This is a genomic window from Williamsia sp. 1138, assembly GCF_002095435.2.
GTDB lineage: Bacteria > Actinomycetota > Actinomycetes > Mycobacteriales > Mycobacteriaceae > Williamsia.
Genome location: NZ_MJEJ02000054.1, coordinates 298,363 through 313,437, shown reverse-complemented (window position 1 = coordinate 313,437; position 15,075 = coordinate 298,363). Strand labels below are relative to the sequence as shown.

The 15,075-nt window shown below is 65.4% G+C and carries 15 protein-coding genes; 5 read left to right on the top strand and 10 right to left on the bottom strand.

Annotation, left to right across the window (positions count from 1 at the left end):
• Nucleotides 1-12: 12 nt before the first annotated feature.
• Nucleotides 13-447 (top strand): nuclear transport factor 2 family protein, encoded by a 435-nt coding sequence (locus BH683_RS27750; protein WP_246833635.1) that lies wholly within the window; start codon nt 13-15, stop codon nt 445-447.
• Between the two features lie 27 nt (nt 448-474).
• Here BH683_RS27750 and BH683_RS27745 read toward each other — a convergent pair whose 3' ends face one another.
• On the bottom strand, nt 475-1,236 hold the full coding sequence (locus BH683_RS27745; RefSeq protein ID WP_084839641.1) for an SDR family oxidoreductase: 762 nt from the start codon (nt 1,234-1,236) through the stop codon (nt 475-477).
• Nucleotides 1,237-1,347: 111 nt separating this feature from the next.
• Here BH683_RS27745 and BH683_RS27740 point away from each other — a divergent pair, with 111 nt between their 5' ends.
• Nucleotides 1,348-2,139: a helix-turn-helix transcriptional regulator gene (locus BH683_RS27740; protein WP_084839499.1), complete on the top strand. Its 792-nt coding sequence runs from the start codon at nt 1,348-1,350 to the stop codon at nt 2,137-2,139.
• 61 nt (nt 2,140-2,200) lie between these two features.
• The gene (locus tag BH683_RS27735; RefSeq protein WP_084839640.1) at nt 2,201-2,569 is read left to right on the top strand and encodes a DUF427 domain-containing protein; all 369 of its coding nucleotides are present in this window, start codon (nt 2,201-2,203) and stop codon (nt 2,567-2,569) included.
• Between the two features lie 14 nt (nt 2,570-2,583).
• On the opposite strand, the gene BH683_RS27730 is transcribed toward BH683_RS27735, so the two are convergent.
• From BH683_RS27730 to BH683_RS27715, 4 genes are all read right to left on the bottom strand, one after another.
• Nucleotides 2,584-3,582: an acryloyl-CoA reductase gene (locus BH683_RS27730; protein WP_084839498.1), complete on the bottom strand. Its 999-nt coding sequence runs from the start codon at nt 3,580-3,582 to the stop codon at nt 2,584-2,586.
• 114 nt (nt 3,583-3,696) lie between these two features.
• Nucleotides 3,697-4,659: an alpha/beta hydrolase family protein gene (locus BH683_RS27725; protein ID WP_084839497.1), complete on the bottom strand. Its 963-nt coding sequence runs from the start codon at nt 4,657-4,659 to the stop codon at nt 3,697-3,699.
• Nucleotides 4,660-4,999: 340 nt separating this feature from the next.
• Complete coding sequence (locus BH683_RS27720) at nt 5,000-5,560, bottom strand: PaaI family thioesterase (protein ID WP_084839496.1); 561 nt, start codon at nt 5,558-5,560, stop codon at nt 5,000-5,002.
• A gap of 11 nt (nt 5,561-5,571) precedes the next feature.
• Nucleotides 5,572-6,993, bottom strand: a complete 1,422-nt coding sequence (locus BH683_RS27715) for an MFS transporter (RefSeq protein ID WP_084839495.1) — start codon at nt 6,991-6,993, stop codon at nt 5,572-5,574.
• Between the two features lie 100 nt (nt 6,994-7,093).
• Here BH683_RS27715 and BH683_RS27710 point away from each other — a divergent pair, with 100 nt between their 5' ends.
• A complete protein-coding gene (locus BH683_RS27710) occupies nt 7,094-8,185 on the top strand; it encodes a DNA alkylation repair protein (RefSeq protein WP_084839494.1) in 1,092 nt (363 codons plus the stop codon).
• Nucleotides 8,186-8,223: 38 nt separating this feature from the next.
• On the opposite strand, the gene BH683_RS27705 is transcribed toward BH683_RS27710, so the two are convergent.
• Nucleotides 8,224-8,943, bottom strand: coding sequence for a hypothetical protein (locus BH683_RS27705; RefSeq protein ID WP_143696146.1), 720 nt, complete (start codon nt 8,941-8,943; stop codon nt 8,224-8,226).
• A 209-nt stretch (nt 8,944-9,152) separates the two neighbouring features.
• On the opposite strand from BH683_RS27705, the gene BH683_RS27700 reads away from it, so the two are divergent.
• Nucleotides 9,153-9,980, top strand: a complete 828-nt coding sequence (locus tag BH683_RS27700) for an oxidoreductase (RefSeq protein WP_084839492.1) — start codon at nt 9,153-9,155, stop codon at nt 9,978-9,980.
• Here the strand turns inward: BH683_RS27700 and BH683_RS27695 are convergent, their stop codons facing one another.
• The 4 genes from BH683_RS27695 to BH683_RS27680 form a co-directional block, all read right to left on the bottom strand.
• Entirely contained in the window at nt 9,981-11,546 is a 1,566-nt protein-coding gene (locus tag BH683_RS27695) for an MDR family MFS transporter (protein ID WP_246833634.1), read from the bottom strand.
• A gap of 1 nt (nt 11,547) precedes the next feature.
• On the bottom strand, nt 11,548-12,168 hold the full coding sequence (locus BH683_RS27690) for a TetR family transcriptional regulator (RefSeq protein WP_084839490.1): 621 nt from the start codon (nt 12,166-12,168) through the stop codon (nt 11,548-11,550).
• Between the two features lie 116 nt (nt 12,169-12,284).
• Nucleotides 12,285-14,159 carry a propionyl-CoA synthetase gene (locus tag BH683_RS27685; protein ID WP_084839489.1) on the bottom strand — a complete coding sequence of 625 codons (1,875 nt, stop codon included), beginning with the start codon at nt 14,157-14,159 and terminating at the stop codon, nt 12,285-12,287.
• Nucleotides 14,160-14,180: 21 nt separating this feature from the next.
• Nucleotides 14,181-15,056 (bottom strand): metal ABC transporter permease, encoded by an 876-nt coding sequence (locus BH683_RS27680; RefSeq protein WP_084839488.1) that lies wholly within the window; start codon nt 15,054-15,056, stop codon nt 14,181-14,183.
• Nucleotides 15,057-15,075 lie beyond the last annotated feature (19 nt).

Genomic DNA, 15,075 nt, shown 5'->3' with positions numbered 1-15,075 from the left:
AAGGAGATGGCAATGACATCAAGCAGTCACGGCGTAGCGGAGCTCGACCACACCGCGGAGATGCCTCACGAGACAGTGCACGACGACGCCGTGGGGGCGTTGATCGATCAGTACCTCGCCGCATGGAACGAGACGGACCCGCAGGCCCGTCGCGAGGCGATCGGCGCACTGTGGGCTGCCGACGGCGTCTACACCGATCCGCTCGCGTCGGTCAGCGGCGTCGACGGCATCGACCGGGTGATCGCCGGCGCGCAGGAGCAGTTCGCCGGTCTACGGTTCGTTCGTGGCACCGTGCTCGACGCCCACCACAACATCGCCAGGTTCACCTGGGAGTTGGTGACGGAGGCGGGCGCCGAACCGCTGGTGGTCGGGTTCGATGTCGCAGTCGTGAACGACGACGAGAAGATCACCGCCGTCTACGGGTTCATCGACAAGATGCCCACCTGAGATGGCGAAGCGGAACGGCCCGTCGAGCTAGGTGATGCTGACGCCGCCGTCGACGACGATGGTCTGGCCGGTGACGTATCCGGAGGCCGGCGACGCCAGCCAGATTGCGGTGGCAGCCAGTTCTTCCGGGTCGCCGGTCCTGCTCAGCACCAACCGCGGACCCATGGCCTGCAGGTAGCCGTCGGGGTAGGTGTCGGTCATCTCGGACTTGAAAAAGCCCGGGGCGATCGCGTTGACGCGGATACCTTTCCGACTGCCCCACTGCTGGGCCAGATCTCGGGTGAGTCCGGCGATGGCAGCCTTGCTGGCCGAGTAGGCGGCTTGGGGGAGGCCTGCGGTGGTGATGCCGAGGATGCTCGAGATGTTGATGATCGAGCTCCCCGGTTGCATCACCCGGCCGGCGGCCTGTGCGGCCCAGTACGAGCCGTTCAGATTGATGTCGACGACCGCGCGGAACTCGTCCGGGGTCTCTCGGGTCGCCGGCACCGCGGTGCCGACGCCGGCGTTGTTGATCAGCACGTCTACCTGGCCGAACTCTGCCATGGCGGCGTCGACCAGTGCGGTGGCCTGATCGGGATCGGAAATGTCGGTGACCACCGAAAGTGCGGTGCCGCCGACTGATTCGACGAGTTCGGCGGTCTGCCGGAGCCGGTCGGCGCGGCGCGCTGCCAGGACGACACGGGCGCCGGCCTCGGCGAAACCCTTGGCGAAGGCGACGCCCAGCCCGGACGAGGCGCCGGTGACGATCACCACCTTGTCGTCGATCCGAAAACGGTCGAGCACACTCATGTCCAGCTCCTCGGCGTTGATGATCCGGCGTTCGATGGTCCGGGCCCGATCATAGGCTGACCGTGAAGTCGCGGACATGATGTATCTGAGAACGGAAGGGAACGTCTGGATATGACCGACCGACAGCGCTACCTCTTCGGCGATCTGCTGCGGGACTGGCGAACCACCAGGCGTGTGCCGCAGCTCGAATTGGCGTCGGCGGCCGACGTCTCCGCCCGACATCTCAGCTTCCTGGAGACAGGTCGGTCGGCGCCGAGTCGCACGATGGTGCTCAAGCTCGCCGACCACCTCGACGTGCCGCTGCGTGAACGCAATCAGCTACTGCTGGCGGCAGGGTTTGCGCCGAGCTACGGCGAATCGCCACTGGACGGCGAACGGATGACCATGGTGCGCAGCGCGATACGCCAGGTCCTCACGGCGACCGAACCGTTTCCGGCGCTGGCGATCGATCGGCACTGGAATCTGGTGGACGCCAACGCGGCGGTGGCGGCATTCACCCACGATGCTCCCGAGGATCTGCTCGCGGCGCCGTTCAACGTCCTCAAGTTCAGTCTCGATCCGCGTGGACTCGGGGGCCGGATCATCAATCTCGGGCAATGGCGGACGCACCTGTTCGAGCGCCTGGACAGGCAGATCCGGGTGACCGGCGATCCCGCGCTGACATCGCTGCTCGCCGAACTGAAAGCATTCCCGGCGCCGGAAGTAGAGGAAGAAGACGCGGTGATATCCGGCGACGTCGCCGTGTACATGCGACTCCGCGCGGATGATCAGGAGTTGTCGTTCTTCAGCACGGTCACCACCTTCGGGACGCCACTGGATGTGACCGTGGACGAACTCAGCGTCGAGAGCTTCTATCCGGCCGACGACAAGACCGCTGAGTACCTGCGTCGACTGCTGCCGTGAGACCGGGGAATCAGCGCGACCGACGAGTGGTTATGCGAGTGACACGAGAGAGGTGGATCACATGGCAAAGACCCGATTGATTCCCGACGAGACGCATCCGATCACCGTCGAACGCAGCGGAGGTCAGGTGAGGGTGCGGGCCGGTGAGACCGTCGTCGCCGACACCGCGGAGTCGCTCACCCTGCAGGAGTCCTCCTATCCGCCGGTGGCCTATGTGCCCCTGACAGCGATCGATCCCGCACTGCTCCGACCCAGTTCGACGGAGACGTACTGCCCGTACAAGGGCGACGCCTCGTACTTCGACCTGGTGACACCCGATGGTGTGATCACCGACGCGGCGTGGACCTACGCCGAGCCCTATGACGCCGTCTCGGACATCGCCGGGCACCTCGCGTTCTATCCGGACAAGGTGGTCATCACGGTCTCCTGACCGTCCGGCACCGATCAGAAGCCGCCGGCAACCTTGACGACGGCGCGACCGGAGAACGTGCCCGCCCGGACCTTGTCGATGACTCCGACGACGTCCTTCACGTCGACCTCTGTGGTGACGTCTGCAAGATGATGTGGGATCAGCGAGGTGCCGAGCTTCTCCCAGAGCGCCCGCCGCGGCTCGATGGGCATCTGCACCGAGTCCATCCCGAGCAGCGCGACCCCGCGCAGGATGAAGGGCAGGACCGTCGTCGACAGGCCCGGTCCTCCGGTGAGGCCACTGGCCGCGACCGCGCCGCCGTACTTGACCGAGCTCAGGACGTCCGCCAGCGTCGCGCCGCCCACGCAGTCGACGGCTCCGGCCCACCGTGTCTTGCCCAACGGGCGGGGCTTGGCATCCGGGTCCTCCGGCAGCCGCCCGATCACGTCGGTAGCACCGAGGGCGCGGAGCCGATCGGCGGCTTCCGTCTTGCCGCTGGAGGCGACGACCTCGTAGCCCGCACCCGCCAGCAGGTCGACGGCGACAGAACCGACTCCGCCCGACGCCCCGGTCACCAGGACCGGCCCGTCTGCGGGAGAGAGGCCGCGCTCGATCAGGGCCTGCACGCTCATCGCCGCAGTGAATCCGGCGGTGCCGATGGCCGCTCCGTCGTGCGGGGAGATCGGACCGAGCGAGACGACCCATCCGGCCGGAACCCGCGCGTACTCCGCGTATCCGCCGTGCCGTCCGGTGCCGATCTCGTAACCGTGCGCCAGGACCAGGTCGCCGACCGCGAAGTCCGAGGAGTGCGACTCGACCACCTCGCCGGTCAGGTCGATGCCGGGGACGACCGGATAGTCACGCACCACTCCGCCCTTCGGCGTCAGTGCCAGCGCGTCCTTGAAGTTGACGCTCGAATACAGCACCCGGATGGTCACGTCGCCGTCGGGGAGTTGCGCTGCCTCGAGACTCTCGACCGCGGTCACGATCTGATCGTCATCCTGCCGGGCCACCAGGGCTGAGAAGTTGTCCATGTCTCGAAGCTAATCGCAGCCGCGTGTCCCAGCGGACTCGGGGAGGGGCGTCGAAGCACAAAGGCCGCGACCCGACGTGCGTCGGATCGCGGCCTTGGCGTGGGTTGTGCGGGTCTAGACCCCCAGGGCAGGCGCCAGGGTCCCGTACCAGGATTCCTTCAGACGGTCCTGCCAGAACGACCACCAGTGGACGCCTTCAGGTGTGATGTGGGTCTGCGGGTTGATGCCGGCCGCCTGGAGGCTGGCGACGTAGAGCTGACTGCTGATGCCTGCGGCGGCTTCCAGCGGAACCATCTGTGAGAACTTGATCGGATCGAACGACGCGCTGGCCGGGTTGAAAGCCGGGTTGGTACTCGGTGATCCGGCGCCGGACGAGACGTAGACGCGCTTGCCGCGCAGGTTCGCGGTGTGCAGCGACGGGTCGTTCTCGAGCCAGGCACCCGCAGGCCAGATGCCCCACATGTTGACGGGGTTGCCGCCCATCTCGAGGACGGATGCGGCGATGCCCTGGGCGAATCCGGGGGAACTGACGGTCGGGTAGCCGCTGTACGACGCAACACCGGAGTAGAAGTTCGGGTGCTTGGAGGCCAGGTTGAGCGCGGAGGTGCCGCTCATCGACAGGCCTGCGATGGCGTTGCGGCGGTTGTCACTGCCGAAGTTGGCCTGCATGTAGGCGGGCAGCTCGCGGGTCAGGAACGTCTCCCACTTCTGCCGACCCAGGGTGGGGTCGTCCCGCTGCCAGTCGGTGTAGAAGCTGCCGCCGCCGCCGAACGGGATGGCGACGTTGACGTTCTTACCGGCGAAGAAACGCTGTACATCGGTCTCGAGCAACCAGCCGCTGTTGTTGTTCGGGGCGCGCAAGCCGTCGAGCAGGTACAGGGTGGCGTTGTTCGAGCCACCGCCCGCGGCGGGGAGTACCTTCACCGGAATGCTCTTGCCCATCGAGGCCGAGTAGACGCGGACGGTCTGAGGTTCGGCGGAGGCGGTGGCAGGAACGGCAGCGACCGAGAGGGTCACGCCCGCAACCACGGCAGCGGCGCCGGCGACCAATTTCCGCCAGGCAAACTTTGCGCGCATCAGTTTCCTTCGTATGCAGTGTTCAGATGGCCCGAAACGAGCCGGGAAGTCCTCGGGGCCACCTGCGACCCCGAGAAAAGATAACAGCAAAATAACAGCAGAGCCGACCACGTGCACCCCTGGTAGGGCGCCCAGGCCGGTGTCAGGCCGTCTACCTGCAGTTTCTTCGAACTTTTTGCGTTCGCTGATCCGTATCCTTGAACGACTTCGCAGCCGAGGTCAGACGGCGATATGGCGCAGAGGTGCCTCGCGTCGCGCACGGCAGACCCGGTGAGGCCGCTACCGAGCGACAGGAAGGCGGTGCGATGGTCGGAAAGGTCGTCGTCGAAGCCGGCTGATGTCAGGGCACCTCGAACACCAAGAGTGAGGTGGAGGCGGTGGCGACGGTCTTGCCGAGCGAGTCGGTGATCTCCGCTTCGGCGAACGCCACCCGTCTGCCCGCCTTCTTCACCCAGCCCCTGGCGATCAGATCGCCGGAATCGAGTGTGGTCCCACGCATGAAGTTGACCTTGATCTCCACGGAGGTGTAGCCGACGCCCTGAGGAAGTGTTGTGTGGACGGCGCACCCGGCTGCGGAGTCGAGCAACGTGCAGATGATGCCTCCGTGGACGGCGCCGATCGGGTTGAAGTGGGATTCGTTGGGGGTCAGGGTGAACTCGGCTGCGCCCGGTGTCACCGAGGTCAGGCGTGCGTCCATCAGTCCGACGATCGGCGGTGCCGGGATCCGGCCGTCGGCAAGCGCGTGCATGTAGTCGATGCCGGACAGCTTGGTGGCGACCTGGGCGGGTATGGCCGGGTCGTGCCAGGTCACCTCGCGGTGCCGGGCTTTGCCCCAGTCGATGCCCGCGATGGCAGCGTCCACGGCATCGCCCGAAACAGGTTGTGCTTGATCGATACTCATTGTCTGATCCTTCAGTGTGCGGGTCGGCTTCGGACGAACAGTGCGGTGGGAACGGCCACGACGGCGAACACGACGGCTGCGACGACGGCGCAGACGTGGAAGGCCGATTCGAAGGCCTCAGCGGGCGAATCTGTCACTGCGGCGGCCGCGACCTGCGACGTCAGGATGGATCCGAGGACACTCGTCCCGAGCACGCCGCCGAGCTGCCGGAACATGTTGACGGTGCCACTTGCCATGCCGGCTCGGGCGGGCTCGACGCTGCTCATCGCGGCTGCTGTGGCAGGGGCGATCAACGAGCCGAATCCGACGCCAAGGACCACGAGCGCGATCGACATGTTCGTCCACCCCTGCTCCGGGTGGACCCTCAGCAGGAGCAGGGCGCCGGCGGCGATGATCAACAGCCCGGCCGTCATCATCACCTTGAATCCGGTGCGGGGCAACAGTCGTGGTGCGATGCCGCTCACGACGACATAGGTTCCCATCAGCGCCAGCATGTGCAATCCGGTCGTCCAGGCGTCGAGTCGGCCGACCTTCTCGAAGTAGAGAACGGAGATGAACGCCAGGCCGGTGAATCCGAACAACACGGTCGCACTGACCAGCATGACCGTGGAGAACGAGGGCGATCTGAACAGGCGTATGTCGAGCATCGGGGCGCGGGCGGCCCTCTCGACTGCGATGAACATGGCCATGGCGCAGACGAATACGACAATCGCGATGATCGCGCGCGCCGAACCGAACCCGCTGTGGGAGCCGTCGATGACCCAGAACACGAGTGCGGCGATCGCGGTCGTTGCGCTGAGCAGGCCCGGCAGGTCCAGCCTGGCGCCGGGCACCTTGCTGGCCGGGACGACGAACGGAGCGATGAGGGTGACGGCGAGCGCTGCGATCGCGTTGACGCCGAAGACGGCGTTCCAGGAGAACGCCCCGAGTACGGCTCCGGCAGACAGCGGTCCGATCGCCAGGCCCAGGCCCGAGCAGGCCGCCCAGATGCTGATCGCCTCGGTACGTTCTTTCGGGTCGGTGAAGCTGTTGCTGATGATGGACAGGCTGTTCGGGAGCACGAGTGCTGCGCCGACGCCCGTGATGGCCTGGGCGGCCAAGAGCCACCCACTGGTGTGGGACAGGAACGAGGTGAGGCTGCCTGCCGACATGATCGCCGAGCCGAGGAGGAAAGCCGTCCGTCGGCCGATCACGTCGCCCAGCGTTCCGGCCGAGAGTACGAGGCTGGCCACCACCAGGGCGAAGACGCTCGGGATCCAGACCATGGTCGCGCTGTCTGCGGCGAGGTCGGACTGGATCGACGGGACCGAGGAGATGGTGGCGGTGATGTTGAGGAACGTGAGCATCATGCCGAAGCACACCGCGGCGAGGGCGATCCAGCGTGACCGGTCGGTGTGCACGGGCGGCGCGGCGGGCTGACTTGCAATGAGCATAGTCAGAACAGTAGAGCCTGACTATTGGTAATACAAGACAGGGGGCGAAGGAAGCCGAACTCGACCAGACACCTGCAGGCGCACTGCGTAGGCTGCCAGGGTGCCGTTCGCCGATGAACTCCTGGGTGCCCCTGCGGTGAAAGACCTGGCCGGTTGCCTGACCGTTGCCGGGCAGCGCAGCACCGCGACCAAGAAGTCGGCCAGGGTCTTCGATGGGATGGCCCTCAAGGAGCGCTCTGACCTGGTGCGCGACGCCCTGCTCGAGGACCTTCCGGACGACTACGGCGACTTCGTCGCAGCGGTCAACGCTCTGGTGGCGCAACCGAAATGCTCGGGCTGGATGGTGTGGCCGATCACCGAGGCCGTGGCATCGCGGGCATCCACAGCAGGATCTGCCAAGGCGTTCGACACCGGGCTCGGACTCCTCAAAAAGCTGACCCCCAGGCTCACGGCGGAGTTCGCGTTGCGGACGATGCTCGTCGCCGACCTGGACCGCACCCTCGCCGCTGCCCGGCGATGGACCACCGCACGGGACGAACACGTACGGCGACTCGCCAGTGAGGGAACGAGGCACTACCTGCCCTGGGCCAGGAGAGTCCCTGAATTGCTCACCCGACCCGACGCCACGCTGCCGATCATCGACGCGCTCTACCGCGACCCCAGCGATTACGTCCGGCGGTCGGTTGCCAACCATCTCAACGACCTGAGCCGGCAACATCCCGACCTTGTGGTGGACACCGCGGCACGCTGGCTGGCGGAGCCGGACGCCAACACCGACCGGCTGGTCCGGCACGCGTTGCGGACGCTGATCAAACGGGGCGACGCGAATGCGTTGGCGCTGCTGGGATTTGCTGCACCGACCGGCGTCAGCATCGTCGGGTTAAGTGTGGATCCGACCGTCTCCGTCGGCGGCACACTGAGCATCTCGGCGACTCTGATCAATTCCGGGGCCGAGCCGGTCAAGGTGATCGTCGACTACAGCGTGGGGTTCCTCAAGGCGAACGGCAAAGTAGCCCACAAGGTCTTCAAACTGGCTGCGAAGACGGTCGGCCCGGGTGAGCGCGTCGACATCGCGAAGACGCATTCCTTCGCGCCGATCACCACGCGGCGGTACTACCCCGGCGGTCACGAACTCGCGGTGCAGGTCAACGGTCTGCGGATGGGTCTGGTGGGCTTCGAATTGCTGGAGTAGTCCCGCAGTGAAAGTCGTTCCGCACGAATCACATACGTCTACCTTCCGGTAGCGGCGTAATGCATGGGGACGGGTGACTGCTGCAGGAACTGCTCCTGTTCCGCCGCAATGGCGAGCTGCACCGGGTCGAGTTCGGGGGTCGAGTACGCGGAGGCTCCTGGAAACACCACCCGGGTGATCGCCGAGCGCTGGTCGGTGTACTCGATGTAGGTGAAGTCCATGGTGATCGACGACATGTCCGGCCATCGAGAGGTGAACGTCTCCCACACCGCGAGTTCCTCTGGGACGGGGCGGGTGCCGTTGAGCGAGAGCGACAGACTCGGTTGCGGCGTGGCGGGGTCAGCGCCATCAGACGGCGACGTCCCCACGGAAACGGAGCCCGACTTGCTTTCGAAAATCGTGGCATACCGATCCGCCACGTAGTTCATCGTCCTCGCGATGGCGACGCCATCGGACTCGGCGGGGACGGAGATTGCCCAGTCGACTGCTCGAGCGCCGGTCGCTAAGAAGGCGGGGTCGGTCAGCATCGTGAACCAGGTCCTGATGCTTGCAGGGTCGGCGGGGACGTACGAGTAGACATTGGATCGGAGCGTGACCGCCAGAGTCGTCTGGTAGCCATCGAAATCCTGGTGGTCGGTTTCGTCGTGAAACAGCGAGACCGCGTGCTCGACCTCGTTCAACCGGGCGTCGTCGCGGAAGATCAGGTCGACCAGGAAATCGTTGCCGTGGGTGAAGGAGTGCTTGTAGCTGTAGTCCACCGTGGCAACTCCAGGGAGCTCGCGCAACGGTGCCTGCCCTCTGCCATCTCGCTCCCTTCGTGTGCACCGATCGACCATTGGACGCACCGAGGCGACGATCGGTTCAGTCTCGGTCGGTCCGATCCGTTCGCCGACCGGCAGGCCCCACATAGGATGGCCCTTGATCTGGCACGTCGACTGCAGGCCTGACCACCACTGGGGGAACAACAATGAGTAGCAGAGTCGCACTGGTCACCGGTGCCTCATCGGGCATCGGACAATCGGCCGCCATCGCGCTGGCGGCAGCTGGTTTCGTCGTCTACGCCGCCGCACGGCGGGTCGAGAAGATGGAGCCGCTGAAGGCCGACGGCATCCGGGTCATCGGTATGGACGTCACCGACGAGGATTCGATGGCGCACGGCGTCGAAGAGATCCTTGCTGAAGCAGGCCGGATCGACGTCCTGGTCAACAACGCCGGCTACGGGAGCTACGGATCGATCGAGGACGTTCCTCTGGACGAGGCCAGGGGTCAGTTCGAGGTCAACGTGTTCGGTGCCGCTCGGCTGATCCAGTTGGTGTTGCCGGGCATGCGCGAACATCGCACGGGCACGATCATCAACATCACCTCGATGGGTGGCATCATCACGGCGCCCTTCGGAGGCTGGTACCACAGCACGAAGTTCGCACTCGAGGGTCTCAGCGATTGTCTACGCCTGGAATTGCGCCCTTTCGGTATCGACGTCGTCGTGGTGGAGCCCGGCATGATCAAGACCGAGTGGGGCACCATCTCCGCAGACAACCTGGTGAAAACAGCGGGCGACGGGCCTTACGCGGCCGACGCAGCAGCTGTCGCCGACGTGCTCCGGAGCCAGAGCGCATCGCGATTGCCGTCATCGCCGGACGTGGTGGCGAAGACGATCGTCAAGGCAGCGCAGGCGAATCGGCCACGGACGCGTTATACGGTCGGGACGGGCGCCAAACCGATGATCTTCCTGAAACGAGTCCTGCCCGACCGGGCTTGGGACTTCGCGATCACCAAAGGCATGCGCGCGATGTGATCACGGCAAGACCTCGGTGGTCGATTCCAATGGCTCGTCGTGCTCGACCGTTGTCGCCAGGGGCTTTTCGATCACGAAGCACAGCAGGATCGCGCCGAGAAGAGCGAGTGGGCTGACCAACAGGAAGACCGGCATGAGTGCGTCGTTGTACGACTCGATGATGGGCTCCTTCACCGAGTCGGGGAACCCGCGCACCATCTCTGGTGTCAGTGATTTCGCGCCGCTCCCAGAGCTCGCGCTGTCGCCCGGGACCTTGCCGACGAGCAGGTCGGCGAGACGGGAGGCGAAGAGGCTGCCGACCGCCGCGGCACCCAGCGAGGCACCGATCTGGCGGAAGTAGTTGTTCGCCGCCGTCGCCGTGCCCACCAGGCTGTAGGGAAATGTGTTCTGCACGATCAGGATCAGGATCTGAATGGAGATGCCCAGCCCGGCGCCGAGGATCCCGAGGTACACACAGATCAGCCAGGTCATCGTGGTGAGCGAGATCGTCGACATCAGGAACAGGCTCAGGGCGAGCAGGAGTGACCCGACGATCGGCATCGCCTTGTAGTGTCCGGTCCTGGTCACCAGTCGTCCCACCGTGATGGAGCACACGAGCATCGTGCCCATCATCGGCACCATCAGGAGACCGGCGTGGGTGGAGGTGACGCCCAGGGCCATCTGCAGATACGTCGGCATGTACGAGATCGCGCCGAACATACCCACACTCGCCAGCAACCCACCCGCGGTGGTCAGGTTGAAGTTGCGTTGGCGGAACAGTGACATGGGCATCACGGGTTCGGCGGCGCGGCGTTCGACCATGATGAAGACCAGCCAGGCGAGAACGGTGCCCACCACGATCCCGATGATGGTGGGTGAGGTCCAGGCGTAGTGCGAACCGCCCCAACTGGCCACGAGGACGATCCCGGTGGTGGCGATTCCGAGCACGGCCATGCCCAGGATGTCGATCTTGTGCCGGACCCGGATCTTGGTGGGCGGGTGCAGGAATGCGACGGCCGCCACGACTGCCAGCACGCCGAGAGGCAGATTCATCCAGAACACCCAGCGCCACCCGGGTCCTTCGGTCAGCCAACCGCCGAGCAGCGGGCCGGCGACGGAGGAGACGGCGAAGACGGCACCCATGATGCCGGAGTACCGGCCGCGTTCCCTGGCCGGGACGACGTCGGCGATCGTGGCCTGCGAGAGGATGATCAGGCCGCCCGCACCGAGTCCCTGCAGCACCCGGGCGACGATGAGGCACACCATGTTCGGTGACAGAGCGCCGAACACCGATCCGATGGTGAAGATGCAGATTGCGATGATCAGCAGGATCTTTCGGCCGAAGAGGTCGCCGAGCTTTCCGTAGATGGGCATCCCGATGGTCGAGGCGAGAATGTACGACGTGATGACCCAGAACATCTGGTCGTTGCCGTCGAGTTCACCGACGATCGTCGGCAGCGCCGCGCTCATCACGGTCATGTTCAGGGAGGCCAGCAGCATGGCCACCAGCAGGCCGGCGAACAGGAGTAGGACACCGCGACGCGGCGGCGTGGTCGGTGCCTCGATCGCACGGGTGTCGGTCGCCAAGTCAGGCCTCTTCCAGGACGGTGGTGAACGACTGTGCAGCGCGATGTACGAGCTCGTCCAGTGGTCGGGCGCCCTCGGGCTCGGCGAGCATCCAGTCGACGGCGATGCGGACGACCGATTGTCCTGCGGCGACGAGGATCTGAGCCGTCGAGCGGATGTCGACGGCGTGGGTGCGGTCCCGCCATCGATCCGTGTCGGCGAGGCGGGCCTCGATCAGTGCCCTGGCGAGATGATGAAGTTTCTCTGTGTGGGCCAGGCGGATCCGCGCCAGTTCGGGATGGCGGTGCATCAGTGTCATCCGGAGTTCGCGTGACCCGGGCCCGCCCGCGGTCTTGTCGAATACCTCGAACAGCAGCAACGCGACCTTCTCGATCAGGTTGTCGTCGCCTCGGATCACGAAACCGGCAGCGGTGTCGTCGTCGATGGAGGGTTGGCGCAGGCCGAGTATCGCGTCTTCTTTCGAGGAGAAGTAGTTGAAGAAGGTGCGCGGCGAGATGTCGGCTGTTTCCGCGACGTCCTCGATCGTGACCTTGGACAGATCATCGTGGTGGAGCGCCGCAGCAGCCGCGGCGTCATGGATCGCCGTCCACGTTGCCGCCCGCTTTCGTTCGCGCAGGTTCATCCACTGACAGTAGCAAAACTTGCAGTGATGCAAAATTGCACCCCTGCAAACCCGGAGATGGTGGGTTCCGGCGAGCGCGACCTGCGGTTATGCTCGCCGGAACCCACCAAGATCGGTCAGCCGAGTTGCGCCTTCAGGGCGTCGAGAACGGCGACATCCTCGATGGTTGACGGCACGGTGTAGTCCTCGCGGTCGGCGATCTGCCGCATCGTCTTACGCAGGATCTTTCCCGACCGGGTCTTCGGCAGGCCGTTGACGACGGTGACGTCGCGGAAGGTCGCGACCGCGCCGATCTCGTCGCGCACCATGGTCACGAGTTCGGACCGAAGAACATCAGGGTCGATGTCGATGCCCTCCTTCAGGACCACGTATCCACTCGGCCGTTGTCCTTTGAGCTCGTCGTGGATCCCGATGACGGCACATTCGGCGACGGCGGGGTGGGCTGCGACCACGGCTTCGATGCTTCCGGTCGAAAGTCGATGTCCGGCAACGTTGATGACGTCGTCCGAGCGCCCGAGCACGAAGACGTAGCCGTCGGAATCGAGGTAACCGGAGTCGCCGGTGAGGTAGTAGCCGGGGAATGCCTTGAGGTACGAACTGTGAAAGCGCTCTTCGTCATTCCACAAGCCGGTCAAGGTGCCGGGCGGCAACGGCAGTTTGATGACGATGTTGCCCTCGTCGCCTGCCGCGACCTCCTTGCCCTCGGCGTCGACGATCTGCACCCGGAAGCCGGGCACCGGGACCGTCGCGGAACCGGGTTTGAGCGGCATCGGTTCGAGTCCGAGGAGATTGGCGGCGATCGCCCAGCCGGTCTCGGTCTGCCACCAGTGGTCGACGACGGGGACGCCGAGGACCTTCGTCGCCCACGTGTAGGTGTCGGGGTCGAGTCGCTCACCGGCCGCGAACAGGGTCTGCAGCGAGGAGATGTCGTGGTCGGCGAGAAGCGTGGCCTCGGGGTCCTTCTTGCGGATCGCCCGAATTGCGGTGGGGGCGGTGAACAATGCCCGGACGCCGTGTTCGGCGATCACCCGCCAGAAGGCACCGGCGTCCGGAGTGCCGACCGGCTTGCCTTCGTACAACACCGAGGTGGCGCCTGCGAGGAGCGGTCCATAGACGATGTACGAGTGTCCGACCACCCATCCGACGTCGGACGCCGTCCACCAGACGTCGCCCGCAGAGATGTTGTACAGATTGCGCATCGACCACGTCAGCGCAACCGCGTGGCCACCGTTGTCGCGAACGACACCCTTGGGTTTACCGGTGGTCCCGGACGTGTACAGGATGTAGAGCGGATCCGTGGCGGCGACCGGAACCGGATCTGCCGCAACGACATCGGTGGACAGTTCGTCCCAGTCGAACCAGCCTTCGTGGTCTGCGGCACTGCCTTCGACTTCGGCGCGGTTCTTCACGATGATCGTCGTCGGCGGGTGGGCGGAGAGTTGCAGCGCCTTCGCGACCATCGGCAGGTACTCGACGGTGCGGCCGGGTTCCAGGCCGCCCGACGCCGTCACGAGGGCGACAGGCTGGGCGTCGTCGATACGGGTGGCCAGTTCACGCCCGGCGAATCCGCCGAACACCACCGAGTGCACGGCACCGATGCGGGCGCAGGCCAACATCGCGATCGCCGCTTCCGGGATCATCGGCATGTAGACGATGACCCGATCCCCGGCCGCGACCCCGCGATCGCGCAGCACGCCGGCGAATCGGGCGACCTCGTCGAGCAGTTCGGAGTAGGTATAGGTCCGCGTGGTTTTGACCATCGCCGAATCCCAGATCAGTGCGGGGCGATCACCGTGTCCCGCTGCTACGTGCCGGTCGAGGGCGTTGTGGCTGGTGTTGAGCTGGGCCCCGGGAAACCACTGATAGCCACCGTCGCCGATACCCAGCGCGATCGTGGGGGGCACGTACCAATCGACGGCGTCTGCCGCCTCCATCCAGAACGCGTCCGGATCCTCGACGCTGTGGTTGAAAGCTTCCGTGTACGACACCATCGTCTGTCACCTCTCGCTGCGTCAGGGCGCAGCGAGGGCCGTGGAGCGTCGTCGCTGTGCCCGGTTGACCGCTTTGATCAACACACCCTGGCGCGGCGCGAACAAGTAGATGACCGCGAAGGCCAGGCCCTGGGCGAGCACCACCATCGCGCCGGGCGCAACGTCCAGGTAGTACGCATAGTAGATGCCCAGGACGGCGCAGGAACAGGCCAGGATCGGTGCGATGATCAGCATCCGGTTGAAACGGTCGGTGAGCAGGTACGCAGAGGCGCCCGGGATGATCAGCATCGCGACCACCAGCACGACGCCGACAATCTGCAGTGCCACAACGCAAGTCAGTGCGAGTAGTCCGAGCAGAAGGGCGCCGAGGCGGCGTGGCGAGAGGCCGATCGCATGGGCGTGCGTGGGATCGAAGGCGAAGAGCGTGAGGTCGCGACGTTTGAGGGTCAGTACGACAACTGCCACCACGGCCAGGATGATGATCTGCCACAGATCGGCTTTCGAGACACCGAGAACGTTGCCGAACAGGATGTGGTTGAGGTCCGTCTGACTGGGGGTGATGGAGATCAGCACCAGCCCGAAAGCGAACAAGGTGCTGAAGACGATGCCGATCGCGGCGTCTTCCTTCACTCGGCTGGTGTCGCGGACGACCCCGATCAGCAGCACCGCGCCGAGCCCGAAGATCAACGCTCCCACCGCGAACGGGGCACCGAAGATGTAGGCGAGAACGACTCCGGGCAGCACCGCGTGCGAGACCGCATCGCCCATCAGCGACCAGCCGATCAGCACTATCCAGCAGCTGATCATCGCGCAGACGGCTGCCGCGATGGTCGTCGCCAGGAGCATGTTGACCATGAAGTCCTCGGCGAGGGGGTCGAGCCACCAGTCGAGAATCATGAGACGCCCTGTCGGTCGA

Coding starts and splice junctions, on each gene's coding strand:
- BH683_RS27750 (WP_246833635.1), top strand. CDS start 13: ATGACATCAAGCAGTCACGGCGTAGCGGAGCTCGACCACACCGCGGAG.
- BH683_RS27745 (WP_084839641.1), bottom strand. CDS start 1,236: ATGAGTGTGCTCGACCGTTTTCGGATCGACGACAAGGTGGTGATCGTC.
- BH683_RS27740 (WP_084839499.1), top strand. CDS start 1,348: ATGACCGACCGACAGCGCTACCTCTTCGGCGATCTGCTGCGGGACTGG.
- BH683_RS27735 (WP_084839640.1), top strand. CDS start 2,201: ATGGCAAAGACCCGATTGATTCCCGACGAGACGCATCCGATCACCGTC.
- BH683_RS27730 (WP_084839498.1), bottom strand. CDS start 3,582: ATGGACAACTTCTCAGCCCTGGTGGCCCGGCAGGATGACGATCAGATC.
- BH683_RS27725 (WP_084839497.1), bottom strand. CDS start 4,659: ATGCGCGCAAAGTTTGCCTGGCGGAAATTGGTCGCCGGCGCCGCTGCC.
- BH683_RS27720 (WP_084839496.1), bottom strand. CDS start 5,560: ATGAGTATCGATCAAGCACAACCTGTTTCGGGCGATGCCGTGGACGCT.
- BH683_RS27715 (WP_084839495.1), bottom strand. CDS start 6,993: ATGCTCATTGCAAGTCAGCCCGCCGCGCCGCCCGTGCACACCGACCGG.
- BH683_RS27700 (WP_084839492.1), top strand. CDS start 9,153: ATGAGTAGCAGAGTCGCACTGGTCACCGGTGCCTCATCGGGCATCGGA.
- BH683_RS27690 (WP_084839490.1), bottom strand. CDS start 12,168: ATGAACCTGCGCGAACGAAAGCGGGCGGCAACGTGGACGGCGATCCAT.
- BH683_RS27685 (WP_084839489.1), bottom strand. CDS start 14,159: ATGGTGTCGTACACGGAAGCTTTCAACCACAGCGTCGAGGATCCGGAC.
- BH683_RS27680 (WP_084839488.1), bottom strand. CDS start 15,056: ATGATTCTCGACTGGTGGCTCGACCCCCTCGCCGAGGACTTCATGGTC.